This is a genomic window from Streptomyces sp. NPDC111744 (assembly GCF_055634995.1).
The window spans coordinates 1-17,753 of the sequence record NZ_JBVKCG010000027.1; the positions used below are offsets into that span (position 1 = coordinate 1).

Below are 17,753 nucleotides of genomic sequence, written 5' to 3' on the forward strand. Positions count from 1 at the left end.
GCGTCCGACGAACGATCTGAATCACGGGGCTGTGTCGTGGCCACAGCCAGAGCCTCCCATCACTCCGTGATCCAGATCTAGCCCTGTAGTACTAGCGGGCTCGCTCCACCCGGCGCTCGTCCCACACCGGCTCCGGGGTCTCGCGGACCCGGCCGTCGGTGCCGAAGACCAGGTAGCGGTCGAAGGAGCGGGCGAACCAGCGGTCGTGGGTGACGGCGAGCACCGTGCCGTCGAAGGCCTCCAGACCCTCCTGGAGGGCTTCGGCGGACTCCAGGTCGAGGTTGTCGGTCGGCTCGTCCAGCAGCAGCGCCGTTACACCCTGTAGCTCCAGCAAGAGGATCTGGAACCGGGCCTGCTGGCCACCGGAGAGCCGATCGAAGGTCTGTTCGGCCTGGTCCGTCAGCTCGTAGCGGCGCAGCCGGGACATCGCGGCGCCCCGGTCCTGGGAGTGTTCCGTCCACAGGATGTCGAGGAGGGTACGGCCCTGGAGCTCGGGGTGGGCGTGAGTCTGCGCGAAGTGGCCGGGCACCACCCGTGCGCCCAGCTTCCACTGTCCCGTGTGCGCCACCTCCTGGCCGGCCAGCAGCCGCAGGAAGTGCGACTTGCCGGAGCCGTTGGAGCCGAGGACGGCGACCCGTTCGCCGTAGAAGACCTCCAGGTCGAAGGGTTTCATCAGGCCGGTGAGTTCGAGTCCCGCGCAGGTGACGGCCCGCACACCGGTACGGCCGCCGCGCAGCCGCATCCGGATGTCCTGGTCGCGCGGCGGCTCCGGGGGCGGGCCGGCCTCCTCGAACTTGCGCAGCCGGGTCTGCGCGGCCGCGTACCGGGACGCCATCTCGTGGGAGACGGCGGCCGCCTGGCGGAGGTTCAGCACCAGCTTCTTCAGCTGGGCGTGCTTCTCGTCCCAGCGGCGGCGCAGTTCCTCGAAGCGGGCGAAGCGTTCACGCCGGGCCTCGTGGTAGGTGGCGAAGCCACCGCCGTGCACCCAGGCGTCGGCGCCGGTGGGCGAGGGCTCGACGGAGACGATCTTCTCGGCGGCGCGGGCTAGGAGTTCCCGGTCGTGGGAGACGAACAGGACCGTCTTGCGGGTCTCCTTGAGCTGCGCCTCCAGCCAGCGCTTGCCGGGGACGTCGAGGTAGTTGTCCGGCTCGTCGAGCAGCAGCACCTCGTCGGTGCCCCGGAAGAGGGCCTCCAGCACCAGCCGCTTCTGCTCACCGCCGGAGAGGGTGCGCACCTGCCGCCACTGGGCCTTCTCGTACGGCACGCCGAGCGCGGCCGTCGTGCACATGTCCCAGAGCGTCTCGTGTTCGTAGCCGCGCACCTCGGCCCAGTCGGCGAGCGCCTGCGCGTAGCGGAGCTGGGCGGCTTCGTCGTCGACGGTCATGATGCCGTGCTCGGCCCGGTCGACGGCCTGCGCGGCCTCCCGGATCCCGGGCGGCGCCACGGACACCAGCAGGTCACGCACGGTGGTCTCGTCCCGTACGGAGCCCACGAACTGGCGCATCACGCCGAGGCCGCCGCTCACGGTCACGGTGCCGCCGTGCGGCTTCAGCTCACCGGAGATCAGCCGCAGCAGGGTGGTCTTGCCTGCGCCGTTGGGGCCCACCAGCGCGACGGCTGCCCCCTCACCGACCCGGAAGGACACATCCCCGAGCAGGGGCCTCCCGTCGGGGAGGTAGTACTCGAGATGCGCGGCTTCCAGATGTCCCATGGTCTGGGATTCTGCGTGGCGCCCCCGACCGGGGGCAAACCGTTATCAGCCCGGCGTCTGCGGATGCGGGCGCGTAGTCACTCCGCGGCGGACTCCAACGGCTCCCCCGTCGGCCCGCTCGCCCCCGCCGGCTCCACGACCGCGCCCTCCCAGGAGACCGCCTTCCAGCCGTCCTCCGGGTAGCCCTCCAGGATGACCACGCCGGTGTTGTCGAGGGGGCGGGCGGCGGCGTAGGCGATGTCGACGTTGTCGGCGCGGGCCGCTGTCCACAGGCGGATCGCGGCGCCGTGGCTGATCATGGCGACTGTCCTGGCGCCACTCGCCGCGGCCTCGGCGATCACGGCGTCGTAGCGGGCCAGGGCCTCGTCCCCGGTCTCCCCGCCGGGCATGCGCAGCGCGGTGTCCCCGGCCGCCCAGGCGAAGACGGTTCGCATGTACTCCTCGCCCCGCTCGGAGTGACCGGGCAGCATCTCCAGGTCGCCGGCGGAGACCTCGCGGATGCCGTCGCGGACGACCGGGCGGAGACCGCGGGCCGCGGCCAGCGGGGCGGCGGTGAGCTGGGTGCGGGTCAGCGTGGAGACGTAGAGGACCTCGATGTCCTCGTCGGCGAGGGCCTCGGGAAGGGCCGCCGCCTGCTGTTCGCCGAGCGCGGTCAGACCGGGGCCCGGTACGCCGGTGTCGAGCAGGAAGTCGACATTGGTCGGGGTCTGCCCGTGACGTATGAGGAGCAGGCGCATCCGTGGGTTCCTCTCACTCGACCGCACCGCGTACCGGCAGGAAACAGCCACTTCAGGGTAACCGGACCCGCATGAGCCCAGATGTTGACCTGACCGTCCTGAAGCCGGGCCGGCACGCGCTGCGCGACCGGCTGCTCGCTCTCGACCTGAGGCTGTTCGAGGTGGCCGCCGAGCGGAACTGGCCGTTCGCCGAGCCGGTGCTGCCCCGGCTGAGCCGCAGCGCCAACCACGGCGTGCTGTGGTTCGCGGTGGCGGCCGCGGTGGCCGCGTCCCGCACCCCCCGGGCCCGCCGGGCCGCCGCCCGCGGCCTGGCCTCGCTCAGCCTGGCCTCCCTGACCATCAACACGGTTGGCAAGCGCTCGGTACGCCGGCCCCGGCCGGTCCTGGACCCGGTGCCGGCGGTACGGCATCTGAAGCGGCAGCCGATCACCACCTCCTTCCCCTCCGGACACGCCGCGTCGGCGGCCGCGTTCGCGACCGGCGTCGCCCTGGAGTCCCCGGCGTGGGGCGCGGTGGTGGCGCCGGTGGCGTTCTCCGTCGCCATGTCCCGGGTCTACACGGGCGTGCACTTCCCGAGCGATGTGCTCGCGGGCGCGGCGCTGGGCGCGGGCGCCGCGTTCGCCCTACGCCGGCTGGTGCCGACCCGGGGCCAGAACGGCCCGCCGCCCCGGCCCCGTGCGGACGCCCCGGCGCTGCCCGACGGGGACGGCCTGGTGATGGTGGCCAACCGCGCCTCGGGCAGCGCCGACCGGGTCCGGGCGCTGCACGACGAGCTGCCGAAGGCCGAACTGGTGGAGTGCGAACCGTCCGAGGTGCGGGCCGAGTTGGAGAAGGCGGCGCTGCGGGCGCAGGTGCTCGGGGTGTGCGGCGGCGACGGCACCGTGAACGCGGCCGCCCAGATCGCCCTGCGGCACGGCCTGCCGCTCGCGGTGCTGCCCGGCGGCACCCTCAACCACTTCGCCTACGACCTGAGTGTCGAGGACGGCCGCGCCCTGGGCCGTGCGGTGCGCGACGGCGAGGCGGTCCGGGTGGACGTCGGCCGCTTCGCCTGCGACGGCAAGGAGGGCGTCTTCCTCAACACGCTGAGCCTCGGCGTGTATCCCGAGCTGGTGCGCGAGCGGGAGCGCTGGGCGCACCGCATCGGCGGCCGGCCCGCCGAGGTGCTCGCGGCGCTGCGCGTGCTGCGCACGGACCGGCATCCGCTGGAGGTCGAACACGGCGGCGAGGCCCACCCGTTGTGGCTGCTGTTCGTCGGCAACTGCGTCTACCACCGGATGGGCCTGACACCGGGCCGCCGTACCGACCTGGCGGACGGGCAGCTGGACGTACGGGTGGTGCACGGCGGTCGGCATCCCGCGCTGCGCCTGCTCTCCGCCGCCGTCGCGGCCCCGCTGGTCCGTTCCCCCGCGCACGCGGAGGTGCGGGTGAGCCGGCTGCGTCTCACCGGCCTCAAGACCGGCACCCCGCTCGCGTACGACGGCGAAGTCACCGATGTGACGGGGGAGGTGACAGTGGAGAAGCTGCCCGAGGCGCTGACCGTCTACCGGTCCCACTGACAGTTCGTCAGTCCATATCGTAAAACTCGGATCTCATCATTCGGCGTGCGGGCGTAGCGTTGCGGACAGCGCGGGACGGGGTCGACCGGCCCCGTCCGCCCGGTGTGAAGCGAAGGGGCTGAGCCATGTCGAAACCGCAGGAGACCGCCGTCTACACGCACGGGCACCACGAGTCGGTGCTGCGTTCCCACACCTGGCGTACCGCCGCCAACTCCGCGGCGTATCTGCTCGGTGCGCTGAAGCCCCACATGAGGATCCTGGACATCGGCTGCGGCCCCGGCACGATCACCGCCGACCTGGCGGAACTGGTGCCCGAGGGCCATGTCACCGGCGCCGACCACGCGCCGGGCATCCTTGAGCAGGCCAGGTCGACCGCCGCCGGGCGCGGGCTGACGAACGTGGACTTCACGGTCGCCGACGTGCACGCGCTGGACTACCCGGACGACACCTTCTGCGTGGTCCACGCCCACCAGGTGCTCCAGCACGTGGGCGACCCGGTGCGGGCGCTGCGCGAGATGCGCCGGGTCACCAGGCCCGGCGGTTTCGTCGCCGTACGAGACTCGGACTACGCGGCGATGACCTGGTACCCGGCGGTGCCGGGGCTGGACGAGTGGCTGGAGCTGTACCGGCGGGTGGCGCGGGCCAACGGGGGTGAGCCGGACGCCGGGCGGCGGCTGAAGTCCTGGGCGCTGGCCGCGGGGCTGACCGACATCACCGCCACCTCCGGCACCTGGACGTACAGCACGACCGAGGAACGGGAGTGGTGGGGCGAGCTGTGGGCGGACCGCACGGTCGCCTCGTCCTACGCCGGGCGGGCCACGGAGGGCGGTCACGCGAGCACCGGGCAACTGCACGCGATAGCGGCGGCCTGGCGGGAATGGGCGGCCCAGGACGACGGCTGGTTCGCCGTGCTGCACGGAGAGATTCTCTGCCGGAAGCAAGTCTGATCCGTGTCATTCGGGAAACTCGGATCACAGGAGGTCAGACTATGGTTCCCATTCTGCTGGTACTGCTTCTGGTGCTGATACTTTTCGGTGCCGGATTCGCGGTGAAACTGCTCTGGTGGGTCGCGCTCGCCGTACTTGTGCTGTGGCTACTCGGATTCCTGGTCCGCGGCACGACCGGCGCCGGCGGCAGGGGCCGCTGGTACAGGTGGTGAGGCCACCTCCTGGTGGCCGGCTCACTCGCGCGGCAACAGCGGTCCCAGCGGCCCGAGGTCCAGATTGAGGTCCTCGGGCCGCAGTCCGTAGCGGTCCCGGAGTTCGGCCATGCGGTCCTCCAGGAGCATCAGGGTGAGCCCGATCCGCTCCTCCTGCTGCTCGGTGAGGTCCCCGGTGTCGAAGCGGCGCAGCGCCTGCCGCTCCATCAGCTGACGCAGCAGCTCCACGACGGTCAGCACCAGCTTGACCAGGTCGCGCTCGACGGTGTCCGGGTCGAGGTCCAGCCGGTTGCGGCGCTCGCCCGGCTCCAGGATCTCGCCCCGCTCCAGGTCCTCGCGCTCCAGGTCCTCGCCCGGCTCCAGGTCGCGGTGCTCATTCACGTCGGCTCCCCCCAGGGCGCGGGCACTTGGGCGTTGACCGAGCTGATCAGCGCGTTGAGGTCGATCCGGACGAGGTCGACATCCGCGATGCGCAAGGTGATGTCGCCGGTGATGACGACCCCGCCGGCCAGCAGCCGGTCGAGCAGGTCGACCAGGGCGACCTCACGACGTTCGACGATGGTCACCGCCCGGCCCCCTCCCCCGGTTCCTGCGTCGGTTCCGTGAACGAGTAGGCCGCCCAGGGCCCGGTGAGTTCCACCCGCATTCCGGGTGCCTCGTCCTTGGTACGGTCGACCAGTTCCACGAATTCCTCGGATTCCGCGCGCGCCACCAGATAAGCCGCGTTGAGTAGATTCTGTCCCGGCGCTCCGGAAAGCACCGCGTTCTGCGGTGGGTGCAACCGGGAATCCTCGGCGTGCTGGGAAAGCTGCCTGTGGAGGGCGGCGGCGAATTCCTCGGCGGCCCGCCATTTCTCCTCGTGCTCGCGGCTGCGCGTTCGCCGCTGCCGCAGATAGTCCCGCCCGCTGACGGGTTTGCCGACGGGCGCCGGCTCCTGCTCGGGCGGGTCGGCGTACAGCTTGACGCCCCACTCGACCCGTCCCTCGAGCCGGTCGAGGGTGCGCAGGAAATCGGCCTCGCGGGCCTCCATCATGGTCCGTACGCCGCTGTCGTCCCGGAAGACCGTGGCGAGCCGCAGCGGCAGCGGGGTGGTGACCGTGGTGAGCGCGTCGATCACACCCTGATGGGCGCGGGCGGTCGCGGCCAGCCAGTCCAGATCCTCCAGATGGTCCCGCAGGGGCCCCTCGGCGAAGTCCCCCTCCGGGACCGTGCTGACGACGGCGACCAGCCCGTGGTGCCTGAGCAGCCCGGGCGGGGCGCCGGCCACGCCGGTGAGCTGGGACTGGAGGGCCGCCTCGAAGGGGCGGCAGACGGCGTACACGTACCGGAGTCCGGCCTGTGCGGTCATCGCTCCTCCTCCTGCCGTCGCCCGCGTCCGGCCTCCAGCGCCTCCAGCGCCGCGAGCCGTTCCCGCAACTCGTGGTTCTCCCGCGTGAGCTGGTCGCGCCGGGCACGGGTGGACAGCTCGGGGTCGTGCTCCCACCAGTCGATGCCCATCTCCTTCGCCCGGTCGACGGAGGCGACGACCAGGCGAAGCTTGATGGTGAGCAGTTCTATGTCGAGCAGGTTGATCCTGATGTCACCGGCAATGACGATGCCCTTGTCCAGGACGCGCTCCAGGATGTCGGCGAGGTTGGCGCCTCCACCGTCACGTCCGTACGGCTCGGGCAGCCGACCGGGCATCGTCATCGACGGCTCCCGGACTCGGCGTACTCGTCCTCGTCCTCGGCCTCGCGCTCGGTGACCTCAGAGTCCTCGTACCCGTCCTCGGGCTCCTCCTCGGCCTCTTCGCCTTCCTCTTCGTACTCCTCATCCTCCCCCTGCCCGGCGGCCTCCGCCTCGTCGTACGGCTCCTCGTCCTCGTACTGCTCCTCGCCCTCGTTCTCCTCGTTCTCTTCGTTCTCTTCGTTCTCTTCCTCGGCCAGGGCGTCCTCATGGCTGCGGACGACCTCGCCGTCGCGGATCTCGCCGCGCCAGCCGTCGTCCACCTCGCCCTTGATGGAGATGTGCCGGGCGAAGTGCTTGAGGTCGAGACGGGTCCGGCGGCCCGGGGCGCGCCAGATGTTCGCGGTCTTCTCGAAGAAGCCGCTGGGGTAGTACTCCATCACCAGGAGAATGCGGGTGAGGTTCTCGTCGAGCGAGTGGAACGTGACGACGCCCTTGTGGGTGCCCTTGGCGCCCTCCGACGACCACTGGATGCGGTAGTCGGGGACCTGCTCGATGGTGTGGCCCTTCCAGCTGCGGCTGGACCACCAGATCTTGCCCTGCCAGTCCGACGTGGTGTCGTCGGTACGGCTGGCACTCTTCACACCCTTGGCGAAGGTGCTGAAGTCCTGGTAGCGGGTCCACTGGTCGTAGGCGGTGCGCACCGGCACGCCGACGTCGACCGACTCGATGATGACGGTCGGCTTCTGTCCGCTGCTCTTCCCCTTGCCCTTGCCACCCCCGATGTTGCGCACCTTGTCCATGACGGTGTCCTTCGCGTGGGACAGGCCGATCTCCACTGCGGAGCGCACCGGCCCCTTGCCCTCGGCGACCTTGCGGCCGGCGTCCAGGGCCAGCTGGGCGAAGCCCGGGCTGTTGCCCTCGGCGATGTCGTTGAGCTTGCCGGTGGTCTCGCCGAGCTTGCGTCCTGCGCCTACGAGCAGGCGCTGGGCCTGGGCGGCGAGGTACTCCTGCACCTCCGCCTTCAGGCGGTCGGCGGCCTCGGAGCGGGCCGCGTCCGTGAGCGGGCTGTTGTTCATCGGTCACCGCCTCCCTTCGGGGCCCGGCCCGCCGTCTTCTTGGCGGCGGGCCGGCCCTGCGCGGCCTTCTTGGCCGGAGCCTTCTTGGCGGCCGCCTTCTTGGCCGGAACCTTCTTGGCCGCCTGCTTCGCCGGGGCCTTGCGGGCGGGCCCCCTGTCGCGCTTCTCCTCGCCACCGCCGCGCTCGTCGTCGTCCTCGGCCCGCCCGCGACGGTCCTCGTCCTCCTCCTCGGCGTCCTCCTCGTCGTCCCGGTCGTCATCGAGACCGAGGGTGCCGGTGTCCGGCACGACGCCGGCCAGCTGGTCGCGCACCTCGGCGGTACGGCCGTGCAACCGGTCGGCGAGGGAGTCGAGCTGCCGTTCGACCATGGCGCCGGAAGCGGCCCGGCCGACACCGCGCAGATCCTCGCGCAGCTGGTCGCCTATCTCCTTGAACTGCGGATTGTCACGCAGCTGCTGGTTGACGACGCTCATGAGCGCCCCCGGGCTCAGATTCAGCTTCTTGCCGGCAACCAGCGTGCCGACGGCAAAGGCCAGCTTCAGCTTCTTGGTCCGGCCCAGGAGGTATCCAGCCCCGATCGCGAGGCCCAGTCCTGTTCGGTTCATGTATGCATCCCATTGCCGGGCCCGGCGCCTTTGCGCAGGGCGATCTCCAGCCGGTCGAGGAGTTCGTCCTCGGCCCGGTCGAACTCCTCCTCGTCGATCTCACCGGCTTCCAGCCGTTCCTCCAGCCGGGCCAGTTCGGCCCGGATCGCGGCGGGGTCGTAGTAGATCCGTTCCGCCTCGTGCACTACCTGCTCGACGACCCAGGCGCTGCCGCGCACGGGTGCGAAGGGCAGTAGCAGCAGCTCCTTGATCAGTCCCATGGGTACGTGCTCCTGCTCTAGGCCTCGGCGCCGCCTGCCGTGGTGCCGGCGGGCTCGGAGGCACCCGGTTCGACGAAGCTGTACGGCGGCAGCGGCCCGTTGATGCGTACTTCCAGATGCGGATGGCTCTTGCGCAGCCGTTCGACGGCGGCCAGGAAGTTCTCCGCGGAGTCCCGGTCGACGAGGAAGGACACGTTGGCGAGCCAGCCGGTGGACTCGGGGCCCACGCTCACGGCCGCCGCCTCCGCTTCCAGTGCCTGCCGCAGCTCCACGGCGTCCTCGGCCTCCCGGGCCTGGACAGCGGCCACCACCATCTCGCCCAGTTGCAGCCGGCTGTCGTAGCTGCCGCCGCCCTCCTGCCGGTTGGCCTCGGCGAGGGCGCGCAGCTCCGGGTTCTCGGACATCACCCGGTGCAGGACCGCCTCTTCGACGTGGCTGGCCTTGATGTTGTACTCGACCTTGCCGTCGAGGGTGCGCAACCGCTCCTCGTAGTGGTCGGCGCGTTCGGCGAGGACGCTGGTGACGGTGTCGTCGTCCGGGGCGACACTGCCGAACCGCATGGGCAGCACACACCCGCCGCCGCCCGCCTCGGCCAGCACCTGCTGGTGAGCGAGCAGGTCCTTGCGCTTGGGGCGCAGCCCCTCCGGGGCCTCGCTCACCAGGGCGGCGAGCGGGCCCTGCGTCAGCACGCGCACCGGCCGGGCGGGGTCGCCGACACCGCCCATGCCCTCGGGCAGAGAGGGGTGTCCGGCGGCCGTGATGCCGTAGACATAGGTGCTCACTCCTGCTCCTCCTTGCGGCGCGCTATGGTCGACTTACGGGGGCGCGGGCGGGACTCGCTCTCGCCGGAGCGCTCGTCGCGAGCCTGCTGGAAGGCATCGGAGATGGTCTCGGCGGCGCCGGAGAGGGCGCCCTTCGACTTGCCACGGGCACCGGACTCGGTGACCTGGCCGACCACGTCCGGCAGGCCGGGGCTCTTGTTCGGGCCGGACTCCAGGTCGAGCCGGTTACAGGCCTCGGCGAAGCGCAGATACGTGTCCACGCTGGCGACCACGACCCGGACGTCGATCTTCAGAATCTCGATTCCGACCAGAGAGACCCGAATGAACGCGTCGATGACCAGCCCTCGGTCGAGAACGAGTTCGAGTACGTCATAGAGGCCGCTGCTGCCGCCTCCGCCGGTCTGCTGTGCCGGTACGACCGTCATGCCTGTCCACCCTCCTTGTCGTGTGATGTGTCCGCCGTCGGGCGGCCTAGCGGCCGCCGGACCGGTGTGCGTCGGCGCGTCCGCGTTCGTAGCGGCCCATGCGCCGGTAGCCGGTGAGCTGCCCGTCGGGGTCGAGCTCGACCCGGTAGCTCGCCATCAGGCTCATCGTGTCGGGCACCCTGGGGAGTTCGAGGACCTCGACCTCCAACACCCAGCCGTCCTCCGTCTGTTCGAAGGACGACACGGACTCGGCGGCCATACCGGTGAGTTCGGCGAGCTGGGCACGGGCCTGGCGCAGCACCTCCATCGGGCGCGGCCGGTTCTCCTCGGGGCCGGACCCGTCTTCGTGATTGCGGTCTTTTGGTGAATCCTGCGTCTTTGACGTGTCATTTGTGTTCGTCATGGCCACCTCTTGGTCCGAGTGGCCGGAGGTCCCAGGATCAAACCTTCACAGCCGGCCGGTGACGCAACGCGTCCGGACGGCGACGCCTTGCGTGCGCCGGAGCCGACTCGGCCGATTCCGCCGTGAGGTGTGCCGGAACCCGGCTCAGCCGGTGCCGGCGCGCAGCGCGTCGAGGCGGCGGCGGGCCGGGCCCAGGGCGCGGCCACGGGACGGCAGACCGCCCCAGGGGTCGGTGCGGGCCTGGTCGACGGCGTCGGCGATGGTCCAGCGGCGGGCGTCCAGGCCCGGGTCGTCGAGCTGGTCCCAGGTGACGGGTACGGCGACGGGGGCGCCGGGGATGGCCCGCACGGTGTAGGGGGCGACCGCGGTCTGGGCGTAGGCGTTGCGCCCGACGTCCAGGAAGAGCCGGTCACCGCGGTCCTCCTTGCGGACGGCGGTGGTGAGCCGGTCGGGGTGTTCGGCGGCGAGCAGCTCGGCCAGGTCGTGGGCGAATGCGCGTACCTCGTCGAAGTCGTGCCGGCCGTTCAGCGGAACGACGAGATGGAGTCCCCGGGAGCCGGTGGTCATCGGCGCCGAAGGCAGCTCCAGCCGGTCGAACAGGTCACGGGCCCAGCCGGCGGCCTCCCGCACCGGGGCGAAGTCGGTGCCGGGAGGGTCCAGGTCGAGAACCAGCTGGTCGGGGTAGTTGAGGCGGGGGGTGCGGGAGAGCCAGCGGTGCAGGGTGATGCAGGCCTGGTCCGCGAGGTAGAGGAGAGTGGCGGTGTCGCCGCAGACCACATGGGTCACCGTGCCGCCCTCCTTGGCGACCTCGGCCCGCTCGATCCACTCCGGGTAGTGGTCCGGGGTGTTCTTCTGCATGAACCGCGGGCCGTCCACACCGTCGGGGTGCCGTTCGAGCATCAGCGGGCGCCCGCGGAGCTGTGGCAGCAGGTAGGGCGCGACGGACCTGTAGTAGTCGACGAGGTCGGCCTTGGTGTACTCCTTCGCGCCGTCGCCTCCGGGGAAGAGCACCTTGCCGGGCCGGTGCACCTCCACCGTCCGGCGACCAGCCCGCACCGGCCGCACCTCGTCACCGCTCATCACATGATCACCTCGTCGGCGGTCATCGCACGACCACCTCGTCACCGGTCATCGCACGACGGCCTCCTCGACCAGCAGTCGCCCGGCCGCCGCGATCGACTCGGCGTCGATGCCCGCCGCGTGCAGCTGCTGGTCGGGCGCGGCCGAGCCCGGCATGGTCCGCACGGCGAGCCGTACCAGGCGCGGTACCGGCCGGCCGTCGGCGAACGCCTCGGCGACCGCGTCACCGAGTCCACCCTCCTCGCGATGGTCCTCGACGGTGAGCAGACAGCCGGTCTCCTCGGCGGCCCGGCGCAGGGTCTGCTGGTCGACGGGCTTGACCGAGTACAGGTCGACGACCCGGATCCGGATGCCGTCCTCGGCGAGCGCGTCGGCGGCCTTCAGCGCCTCGTGCAGGGTGACCCCGGCGGCGACCACGGTCAGCCGGTCCTCGGCGGAGGAGCGCAGCACCTTGCTGCCGCCCACCGGGAACTCCTCGTCCGGCCCGTAGATCACCGGGCTCGCACCGCGCGAGGTGCGCAGGTAGCGGATGCCGTCGAGCCCGGCCATGGTCACGACGAGTTTGGCGGTCTGGTTGGCGTCGCAGGGGTACAGCACGGTCGAGCCGTACACGGAGCGGAACATCGCCAGGTCCTCCAGGCCCATCTGGGAGGGCCCGTCCTGACCGATCGAGACGCCCGCGTGCGAGCCGACCAGGTTGATCCCGCTGCCGCTGATCGAGGCCATGCGGACGAAGTCGTGGGCCCTGGTGAGGAAGGCGGCGAACGTGGCGGCGTACGGTACCCAGCCGCGGGTGGCCATGCCGACGGCGCCCGCGACGAGTTGCTGTTCCGCGATGTAGAACTCGAAGTAGCGGTCGGGGTGTTCCTTGCCGAAGAACTCGGTACGGGTGGAGTCGCCGACCTCGCCGTCCAGTGCGACGACGTCGGCGCGTGCGGTGCCGAGCGCGGCCAGCGCCTTGCCGAAGGCGTCCCGGGTGGGAACCTCGTCGCCCTTGTCGTAGCGCGGGAGTTCGAGCGTGCCGGTGGGCACGGAGTGCAGGGCACGGGCCGCCGGAGGCTCCTGCACATGAACGTGGAGGTCGCGGATTCCGCCCAGTTCGGCGATGGCCTCCTCGGCGTCCGGCAGCGGCTTGCCGTGCATGCCCTCGCGGTCCTCGACGGCGGCGACGCCCCGGCCCTTGCGGGTGCGGGCGAGGATCACCGTGGGCTGTCCGACCGTGGACGCGGCCTCGCCGTAGGCGCGGTCGATGGCGTCCACGTCATGGCCGTCGATCTCCACGGTGTGCCAGCCGAAGGCCTGGAAGCGGCGGGCGTGGGCGTCGAGGTCGTGGCCGTGCCGGGTGGGGCCGCGCTGGCCGAGCCGGTTGACGTCGACGATCGCGGTGAGGTTGTCGAGATGCTCGTACCCGGCGTGCTCGGCGGCCTCCCACACCGAGCCCTCGGCCAGTTCGCTGTCCCCGCACAGCACCCAGGTCCGGTACCGGCCGTGCTCCAGCCGCTTCCCGGACAGCGCGATACCGACGCCGACCGGCAGGCCCTGGCCGAGGGAGCCGGTGGCGGTCTCGACCCAGGGCACCCGGCGCGGGGTGGGGTGCCCCTCCAGATGGGAGCCGAGCTTGCGGAAGGTGAGCAGTTCGGCGTCTTCGATGGCACCGGCCGCCTTGTAGGCGGCGTACAGCAGGGGCGAGGCGTGGCCCTTGGAGAGGATGAGGCGGTCGTTTCCGGGGTGGGCGGGCCGGTCGAAGTCGTAGCGCAGATGGTGGGCGAGCAGGACCGCCATCAGATCGGCGGCGGACATCGACGAGGTCGGATGCCCGGACTCGGCCGCAGCGGCCGCCCGCACGCTGTCCACGCGCAGCTGCTGGGCGAGTTCGACGAGTTCTGCGGTGTTCATGAGGCTCCTTCGGAGGGAGTGTCGGTAGCGGTTTCGGGGGCCTTCGGCAGCTCCGGTGAGGCCGTGTCCAGCGGCACCGACCAGGACCGCACGAGGCCCAACTGCACGCCCTGGCGCGGCAGTACGGCGTCCAGCAGCCAGTCGGCGGCGACCCGTACCCGGCCCGTGGGCATCGCCGCGAGGTGGTAGCCGCGGGTCACCAGCCCGGCGGGCGGCCCGGACAGGGGCACCCCGAGCGGGTCGGCGGCGGCCTGGAGACCTCCGAGGTCGACGACGAACCCCAGGTCACGGTGGCGGTAGGGGCGCCGGGGCCTTCCGCTGCCGAGCGAGGCGGCCACGTTCTCGCCGGCCACCCGCCCCTGCCGCCACGCGTGCTGGGCGGTCATCGGGGTGAACGCGCCGGGATTCGCCAGGTCCGGCACGGCGGCCGCGTCCCCGCAGGCGAACACGTCGTCGCAACCGGGGAGCTGGAGATACGGGTCGACGATCAGCCGCCCCTTCTCCAGCGGCCGCCCGGTGCCCTCGACCAGCGGGTCGGGCCGCACCCCCACACACCACACCAGGGTCCGCGAGGCGACGAACTCGCCGTCGGAGAGCAGCACCCCGTCCCGGGTGGCCTCCTTCACGGAGGTCCCCATGCGCACCTCGACCCCCCGCCGGCGCAGCACCCGGTCGGCCGTGCGGGACAGCTTGTCGTCCATCCCGGGCAGCACGCGGGGCGCCACGTCCAGCAACAGCCAGCGTGGCCGCACCCCGTACGGGAGGGGGTTACGGCGGGCGAGCTCGGCGGTGAACATCCGCATATGAGCGGCCACCTCGGTGCCGGTGTATCCGGCGCCGACGACGACGAAGGTGCACCGGGCGGCGGCGAGACCGGCGTCCGCGGCGACGGCTGCCAGCTCGGTCTGCCGGATCACATGGTCACGGAGGTAGAGGGCCTCGGGCAGTCCGCGGAAGCCGTGCGCGTGCTCGGCGACGCCGGGGATGGGCAACAGCTTGTTGACGCTGCCGACGCAGAGCACCAGCCGGTCATAGCCGAGGGCACCGCGGACGCCCTCGGGGTCGGTGTAGTGCACCCGCTTCCCGTCGAGATCGACGCCGTCCGCTTCCCCGAGCACGGTGCGCACTCCGCGCAAGGTGCCGGACAGGGGCAGGGCGATCCGCCGGGGATCGAGGATCCCGGCGGCGACCTGGGGCAGCAAGGGCAGATACAGAAAGTAGTCGGTGGGGTTGAGAAGAGTGATGTCGGCACGGTTCCGGGCCAGCCGCGCGAGGGTACGGGCCGCGCGATACCCGGCGAACCCGGCGCCGACGATCACGATCCGGGGTCGACGACTCACGGTGCGCCTCCGGGGATGCGTCTGGGGTCCGAGGCTTCCCAGGCAACCGTAGGCGGGCCGGGCGGACGCCGCCCGCCGAAGGCGCCCGCACGGGGCGCCGGGAACCGCTCGACCGGCCGCACCCAACCCGCGGCGGCGGTCGGCGGTCGGCACTGGGCGCTCCACGGCCGGCGAACGGCGCTGTCGGCCTCAGGCCCGACGGTGCGGCGCGCGCGGCGCCTCCTGGTCGGCATCAGGCGTCACCGGAGTGACCGGGGTGATCGGTGTGACCGGCGGCTCCGGCGGCATGGGCGGGTACGGCAGCCCCATCCCACCGGGCGGCCCCGCGGGTGCGCTTCCGCCGACGACCCGATGGGGGGCGTGCGGCCTGCTGGGTCGGCCTGCCTCCCTCAGCAGATAGGCGACCGCACTCAGGATCACTGCGGTGATCAGTGCCGCGGCCCACCCCGGGAGCACGATCGCCAGCGCCAGGCCCACGGCCAATGCCACCGCGGCGCCGGCGTACAGGGCGACCGCACCGGAGGCGCCGTACAGCACGGCGGCCCGCCGCCGCTTGCGGCCCTGCTCGCGCAGCTCATCCCGTACGGTCTCGCGCGCGACCTGCGCCAGTTCGTCGACGAGGTCCTTGTCCAGATGTTCGAGATGATCCAGATGTTCCATGTCGGCCGGGTACCCGGACATGAAAAGCCGTAACAGGAGATCACCGGAGGCGGCGTCTTCGCGTCCGGTGCCAACTAGGCTCGTCCCATGGAGATTCTGGGCGCCTCCCTGCGCATCTGCGTCGACGACCTCGAAACAGCGATCCCGTTCTACGAACGCCTCTCCGGCGGCAGAGCCCTCCGTTTCGAACGCGGGGGCGTCCAGGTCGCCGCGGTCGGCTCCTTCCTTCTGATGAGCGGACCGGAGTCGGAGCTGGAGGTGCTGCGCAAGGTGACCGCGACGATCGCGGTCCAGGACGTCGATGCGGCCCACCAGTTGCTGGACGACCTCGGCGCCCACATCCTCGCCGGGCCGGTGCCCACCCCCGCCGGCCGCAATCTGCTCGCGATGCACCCGGACGGCTCGGTGTTCGAGTACGTCGATCAGCGCCCGGCCTGATCAGGGGTTCCCCGGCCGCATCCGGAAGTCGTACCGACCGGGCAGCGGTTCGTCACCGAGCCGCTGCCACAACCGGCCGATGTCATCGGCCCCTTCCCGCAGGTCGGCCACCTCGAACCCGTCCTCGAACACGGCCCGGGCCGCTGCCCGCCGTCCCTCGGCGAGCAGCAACTCGGCCTCCAGGAGCCGGAACCGGCCGCGCTCCCGGGTCGTCGGCGACAGCGCCTCCCAGACGGTGCGGGCGTCAGCGACCCGCCGTACCCGCAGCAGCGCTTCGAGGGCCTCGCGGCCCAGCGCGGCAGCGGCCGCCGTCCAGGCCTCGCCGTCGTCTCGGCGTTCCCGGCACAGGTCGTCGAAGGCGTCGGCGTACCGCTCGGCGGCCCGCTCGTGGTGCCCGTACTCCTGGTCGGCGACGGCGAGACAGCGCAGCAACGGCCACAGGGACGGCGCGAGCTGGAGGGCCCGCTCCCAGCTGCGGACGGCCTGGGCGCGGTCGCCGGCGTGCCACTGGGCGACGCCGAGGTGGTACTCGGTGTGCGGGGTCGCGGGGGCCGTCTCCAGCATGTCCCGCCAGTGCGGGGCGACCAGGGTGGGTCCCGGCGGCCGTACCCGGCGGGGTTCGGGGAGCGTGCCGGTGCGCAGCAGTTCCAGCCAGGGCGCCTGGTCCTCGCCCAGCGTGGACTCGGCGAACGGGGTGCCGGGCAGCTTCCAGTCAGTGCGCAGCACTTCGAGCGCACCCCAGCCGGAGCCGGTGGCGAGGATCTCGCCGGGTGCGGTGTCGGCGTACGGCTGCCAGGCCGCGTACGCGGCGTCGAGCCCGGCGCGGGGCAGGACGGCCGCCAGCCGCTCCTCCACCGTCTCCACGTCGTGCGAGGCGGACAGCGGCCCGTACGCCTCCAGCCACGAAACCTCGCTCTCCGCCTCCAGCCGGACGTGCTCCAGCTGGGTGCGGGCGAGCCCGGCCTGGATCTCGCGGTAGCCGCCGGTGCCGGGTCCGCCGAGCCATTCCTGCCAGCGCCGGCCACCGGGCCCCGAGCCCCACACGAACAGCTTCCGGCCACGTAGTTCGTCGGTCGACGTCTGCGCCAGCCCGTGCCCGTCCGCGTCCAGCGCGGCGATCCAGCGGCGCCGGCCGTCCGGTATGTCGTAGAAGTAGTCGGTCGCGTACCGGTGTTGCGCGTCGTACGACGGAACGGCTACCCGGCGCAGTCGGCGTTCGGGCCCGAACTCCCAGGCCTCAGCGGCCGGAACCACGACCCGGCGGTCCTCAGGTACGGCCGTGTTGGACCACCAGTAGAGCGGCACCGGGCGTTCGTGCGGGTTACGGACGCGGACGCCGACGTACAGGAAGTCGGAGCCGTCCGGCAGCCACAGGTCGACCTGGAAGGGCAGGTCGCGCAGCCGCTCCCACTCCCACAGCCGAAGCATGTCGCCGCCGTCGGGGGCGCGGACCCGGGCCGCGTGCAGCGGGGCGCAGGAGAGGGTGGTGTGGCCGGTGGCGCCGATGTTCCATTCGATCCCACCGGAGTACCAGGCGCCGTTGAGGGCGAAGTCGGCGGGCTGGAACACCGGGTTGCGGTAGAGGAGTTCGCGGCCGGTGGGCAGATGGACGAGGGAGGCGACGCGGCCGCCGAGGCCGGGCAGCACGGTGGCGCGCAGCCGGTCGTTCTCGATCACGAGCGTGTCGAGGGGGCGGGTTTCGCGGGTTCTGCCGTAGCCGTCGCGGATCCACACCGGGAGGAGGCTGCGGAGCGGCTCGTAGCCGAACTGCCGGGCCATGTCCGCGGGCAGGTCGTCCCGGTCGCGCTCGTCGGCGCGGTGGATCTCGCCCGGGGGGCGGAGCGGCGGCAGCGGGTTGTCCGGGCCCAACTCCGCCGCGGGCAGGGTCAGTACCTCACGTCGGATCCTCGTCACGATCACCATGGAACCCGGCGTGGGATGAGCTGACCAGGGGAGC

The 17,753-nt window shown here is 71.9% G+C and carries 21 protein-coding genes; 4 read left to right on the forward strand and 17 right to left on the reverse strand.

Going from position 1 to position 17,753, the window contains the following annotated elements; all coding sequences use genetic code 11:
- Nucleotides 1–91: 91 nt before the first annotated feature.
- A complete protein-coding gene (locus ACZ7OO_RS37395) occupies nt 92–1,711 on the reverse strand; it encodes an ABC-F family ATP-binding cassette domain-containing protein (RefSeq protein ID WP_471511929.1) in 1,620 nt (539 codons plus the stop codon).
- Between the two features lie 77 nt (nt 1,712–1,788).
- Complete coding sequence (locus ACZ7OO_RS37400; RefSeq protein ID WP_471511930.1) at nt 1,789–2,448, reverse strand: histidine phosphatase family protein; 660 nt, start codon at nt 2,446–2,448, stop codon at nt 1,789–1,791.
- A 71-nt stretch (nt 2,449–2,519) separates the two neighbouring features.
- Between ACZ7OO_RS37400 and ACZ7OO_RS37405 the strand changes: the two genes are divergently transcribed.
- The 3 genes from ACZ7OO_RS37405 (at nt 2,520) to ACZ7OO_RS37415 (ending at nt 5,163) form a co-directional block, all read left to right on the forward strand.
- Complete coding sequence (locus tag ACZ7OO_RS37405; protein ID WP_471511931.1) at nt 2,520–4,004, forward strand: phosphatase PAP2 family protein; 1,485 nt, start codon at nt 2,520–2,522, stop codon at nt 4,002–4,004.
- A gap of 125 nt (nt 4,005–4,129) precedes the next feature.
- Nucleotides 4,130–4,951: a class I SAM-dependent methyltransferase gene (locus ACZ7OO_RS37410; protein WP_471511932.1), complete on the forward strand. Its 822-nt coding sequence runs from the start codon at nt 4,130–4,132 to the stop codon at nt 4,949–4,951.
- A 41-nt stretch (nt 4,952–4,992) separates the two neighbouring features.
- Nucleotides 4,993–5,163, forward strand: coding sequence for a hydrophobic protein (locus ACZ7OO_RS37415; protein WP_352224212.1), 171 nt, complete (start codon nt 4,993–4,995; stop codon nt 5,161–5,163).
- A 21-nt stretch (nt 5,164–5,184) separates the two neighbouring features.
- Here the strand turns inward: ACZ7OO_RS37415 and ACZ7OO_RS37420 are convergent, their stop codons facing one another.
- From ACZ7OO_RS37420 to ACZ7OO_RS37485, 14 genes are all read right to left on the reverse strand, one after another.
- Complete coding sequence (locus ACZ7OO_RS37420; protein WP_471512005.1) at nt 5,185–5,475, reverse strand: gas vesicle protein K; 291 nt, start codon at nt 5,473–5,475, stop codon at nt 5,185–5,187.
- A gap of 65 nt (nt 5,476–5,540) precedes the next feature.
- Complete coding sequence (locus ACZ7OO_RS37425; RefSeq protein ID WP_352224213.1) at nt 5,541–5,729, reverse strand: gas vesicle protein; 189 nt, start codon at nt 5,727–5,729, stop codon at nt 5,541–5,543.
- The gene (locus tag ACZ7OO_RS37430) at nt 5,726–6,511 is read right to left on the reverse strand and encodes a GvpL/GvpF family gas vesicle protein (RefSeq protein ID WP_471511933.1); all 786 of its coding nucleotides are present in this window, start codon (nt 6,509–6,511) and stop codon (nt 5,726–5,728) included. The genes ACZ7OO_RS37425 and ACZ7OO_RS37430 overlap by 4 nt, the downstream gene beginning before the upstream one ends.
- Nucleotides 6,508–6,852, reverse strand: coding sequence for a gas vesicle protein (locus ACZ7OO_RS37435; protein ID WP_471511934.1), 345 nt, complete (start codon nt 6,850–6,852; stop codon nt 6,508–6,510). Before ACZ7OO_RS37435 ends, ACZ7OO_RS37430 begins: the two co-directional genes overlap by 4 nt.
- The gene (locus tag ACZ7OO_RS37440; RefSeq protein ID WP_471511935.1) at nt 6,849–7,907 is read right to left on the reverse strand and encodes an SRPBCC family protein; all 1,059 of its coding nucleotides are present in this window, start codon (nt 7,905–7,907) and stop codon (nt 6,849–6,851) included. Before ACZ7OO_RS37440 ends, ACZ7OO_RS37435 begins: the two co-directional genes overlap by 4 nt.
- A complete protein-coding gene (locus ACZ7OO_RS37445) occupies nt 7,904–8,512 on the reverse strand; it encodes a DNA primase (protein WP_471511936.1) in 609 nt (202 codons plus the stop codon). The genes ACZ7OO_RS37440 and ACZ7OO_RS37445 overlap by 4 nt, the downstream gene beginning before the upstream one ends.
- The gene (locus ACZ7OO_RS37450; protein WP_471511937.1) at nt 8,509–8,772 is read right to left on the reverse strand and encodes a gas vesicle protein GvpG; all 264 of its coding nucleotides are present in this window, start codon (nt 8,770–8,772) and stop codon (nt 8,509–8,511) included. The genes ACZ7OO_RS37445 and ACZ7OO_RS37450 overlap by 4 nt, the downstream gene beginning before the upstream one ends.
- Nucleotides 8,773–8,789: 17 nt before the next feature.
- Entirely contained in the window at nt 8,790–9,554 is a 765-nt protein-coding gene (locus ACZ7OO_RS37455; protein WP_471511938.1) for a GvpL/GvpF family gas vesicle protein, read from the reverse strand.
- Nucleotides 9,551–9,979 carry a gas vesicle structural protein GvpA gene (locus ACZ7OO_RS37460; RefSeq protein WP_471511939.1) on the reverse strand — a complete coding sequence of 143 codons (429 nt, stop codon included), beginning with the start codon at nt 9,977–9,979 and terminating at the stop codon, nt 9,551–9,553. The genes ACZ7OO_RS37455 and ACZ7OO_RS37460 overlap by 4 nt, the downstream gene beginning before the upstream one ends.
- Before the next feature lie 46 nt (nt 9,980–10,025).
- A complete protein-coding gene (locus tag ACZ7OO_RS37465; RefSeq protein ID WP_471511940.1) occupies nt 10,026–10,382 on the reverse strand; it encodes a gas vesicle protein GvpO in 357 nt (118 codons plus the stop codon).
- Nucleotides 10,383–10,526: 144 nt separating this feature from the next.
- Nucleotides 10,527–11,462 carry a non-homologous end-joining DNA ligase gene (gene ligD / locus ACZ7OO_RS37470; RefSeq protein ID WP_471511941.1) on the reverse strand — a complete coding sequence of 312 codons (936 nt, stop codon included), beginning with the start codon at nt 11,460–11,462 and terminating at the stop codon, nt 10,527–10,529.
- Between the two features lie 48 nt (nt 11,463–11,510).
- Complete coding sequence (locus ACZ7OO_RS37475; protein WP_471511942.1) at nt 11,511–13,358, reverse strand: transketolase; 1,848 nt, start codon at nt 13,356–13,358, stop codon at nt 11,511–11,513.
- Nucleotides 13,355–14,698, reverse strand: coding sequence for an NAD(P)/FAD-dependent oxidoreductase (locus ACZ7OO_RS37480; RefSeq protein ID WP_471511943.1), 1,344 nt, complete (start codon nt 14,696–14,698; stop codon nt 13,355–13,357). Before ACZ7OO_RS37480 ends, ACZ7OO_RS37475 begins: the two co-directional genes overlap by 4 nt.
- A gap of 189 nt (nt 14,699–14,887) precedes the next feature.
- The gene (locus ACZ7OO_RS37485) at nt 14,888–15,358 is read right to left on the reverse strand and encodes a phage holin family protein (protein WP_471511944.1); all 471 of its coding nucleotides are present in this window, start codon (nt 15,356–15,358) and stop codon (nt 14,888–14,890) included.
- Nucleotides 15,359–15,445: 87 nt separating this feature from the next.
- Here ACZ7OO_RS37485 and ACZ7OO_RS37490 point away from each other — a divergent pair, with 87 nt between their 5' ends.
- On the forward strand, nt 15,446–15,796 hold the full coding sequence (locus tag ACZ7OO_RS37490; protein WP_471511945.1) for a VOC family protein: 351 nt from the start codon (nt 15,446–15,448) through the stop codon (nt 15,794–15,796).
- Here the strand turns inward: ACZ7OO_RS37490 and ACZ7OO_RS37495 are convergent, their stop codons facing one another.
- Nucleotides 15,797–17,719, reverse strand: coding sequence for a DUF5107 domain-containing protein (locus tag ACZ7OO_RS37495; protein WP_471511946.1), 1,923 nt, complete (start codon nt 17,717–17,719; stop codon nt 15,797–15,799).
- Between the last annotated feature and the right edge of the window lie 34 nt (nt 17,720–17,753).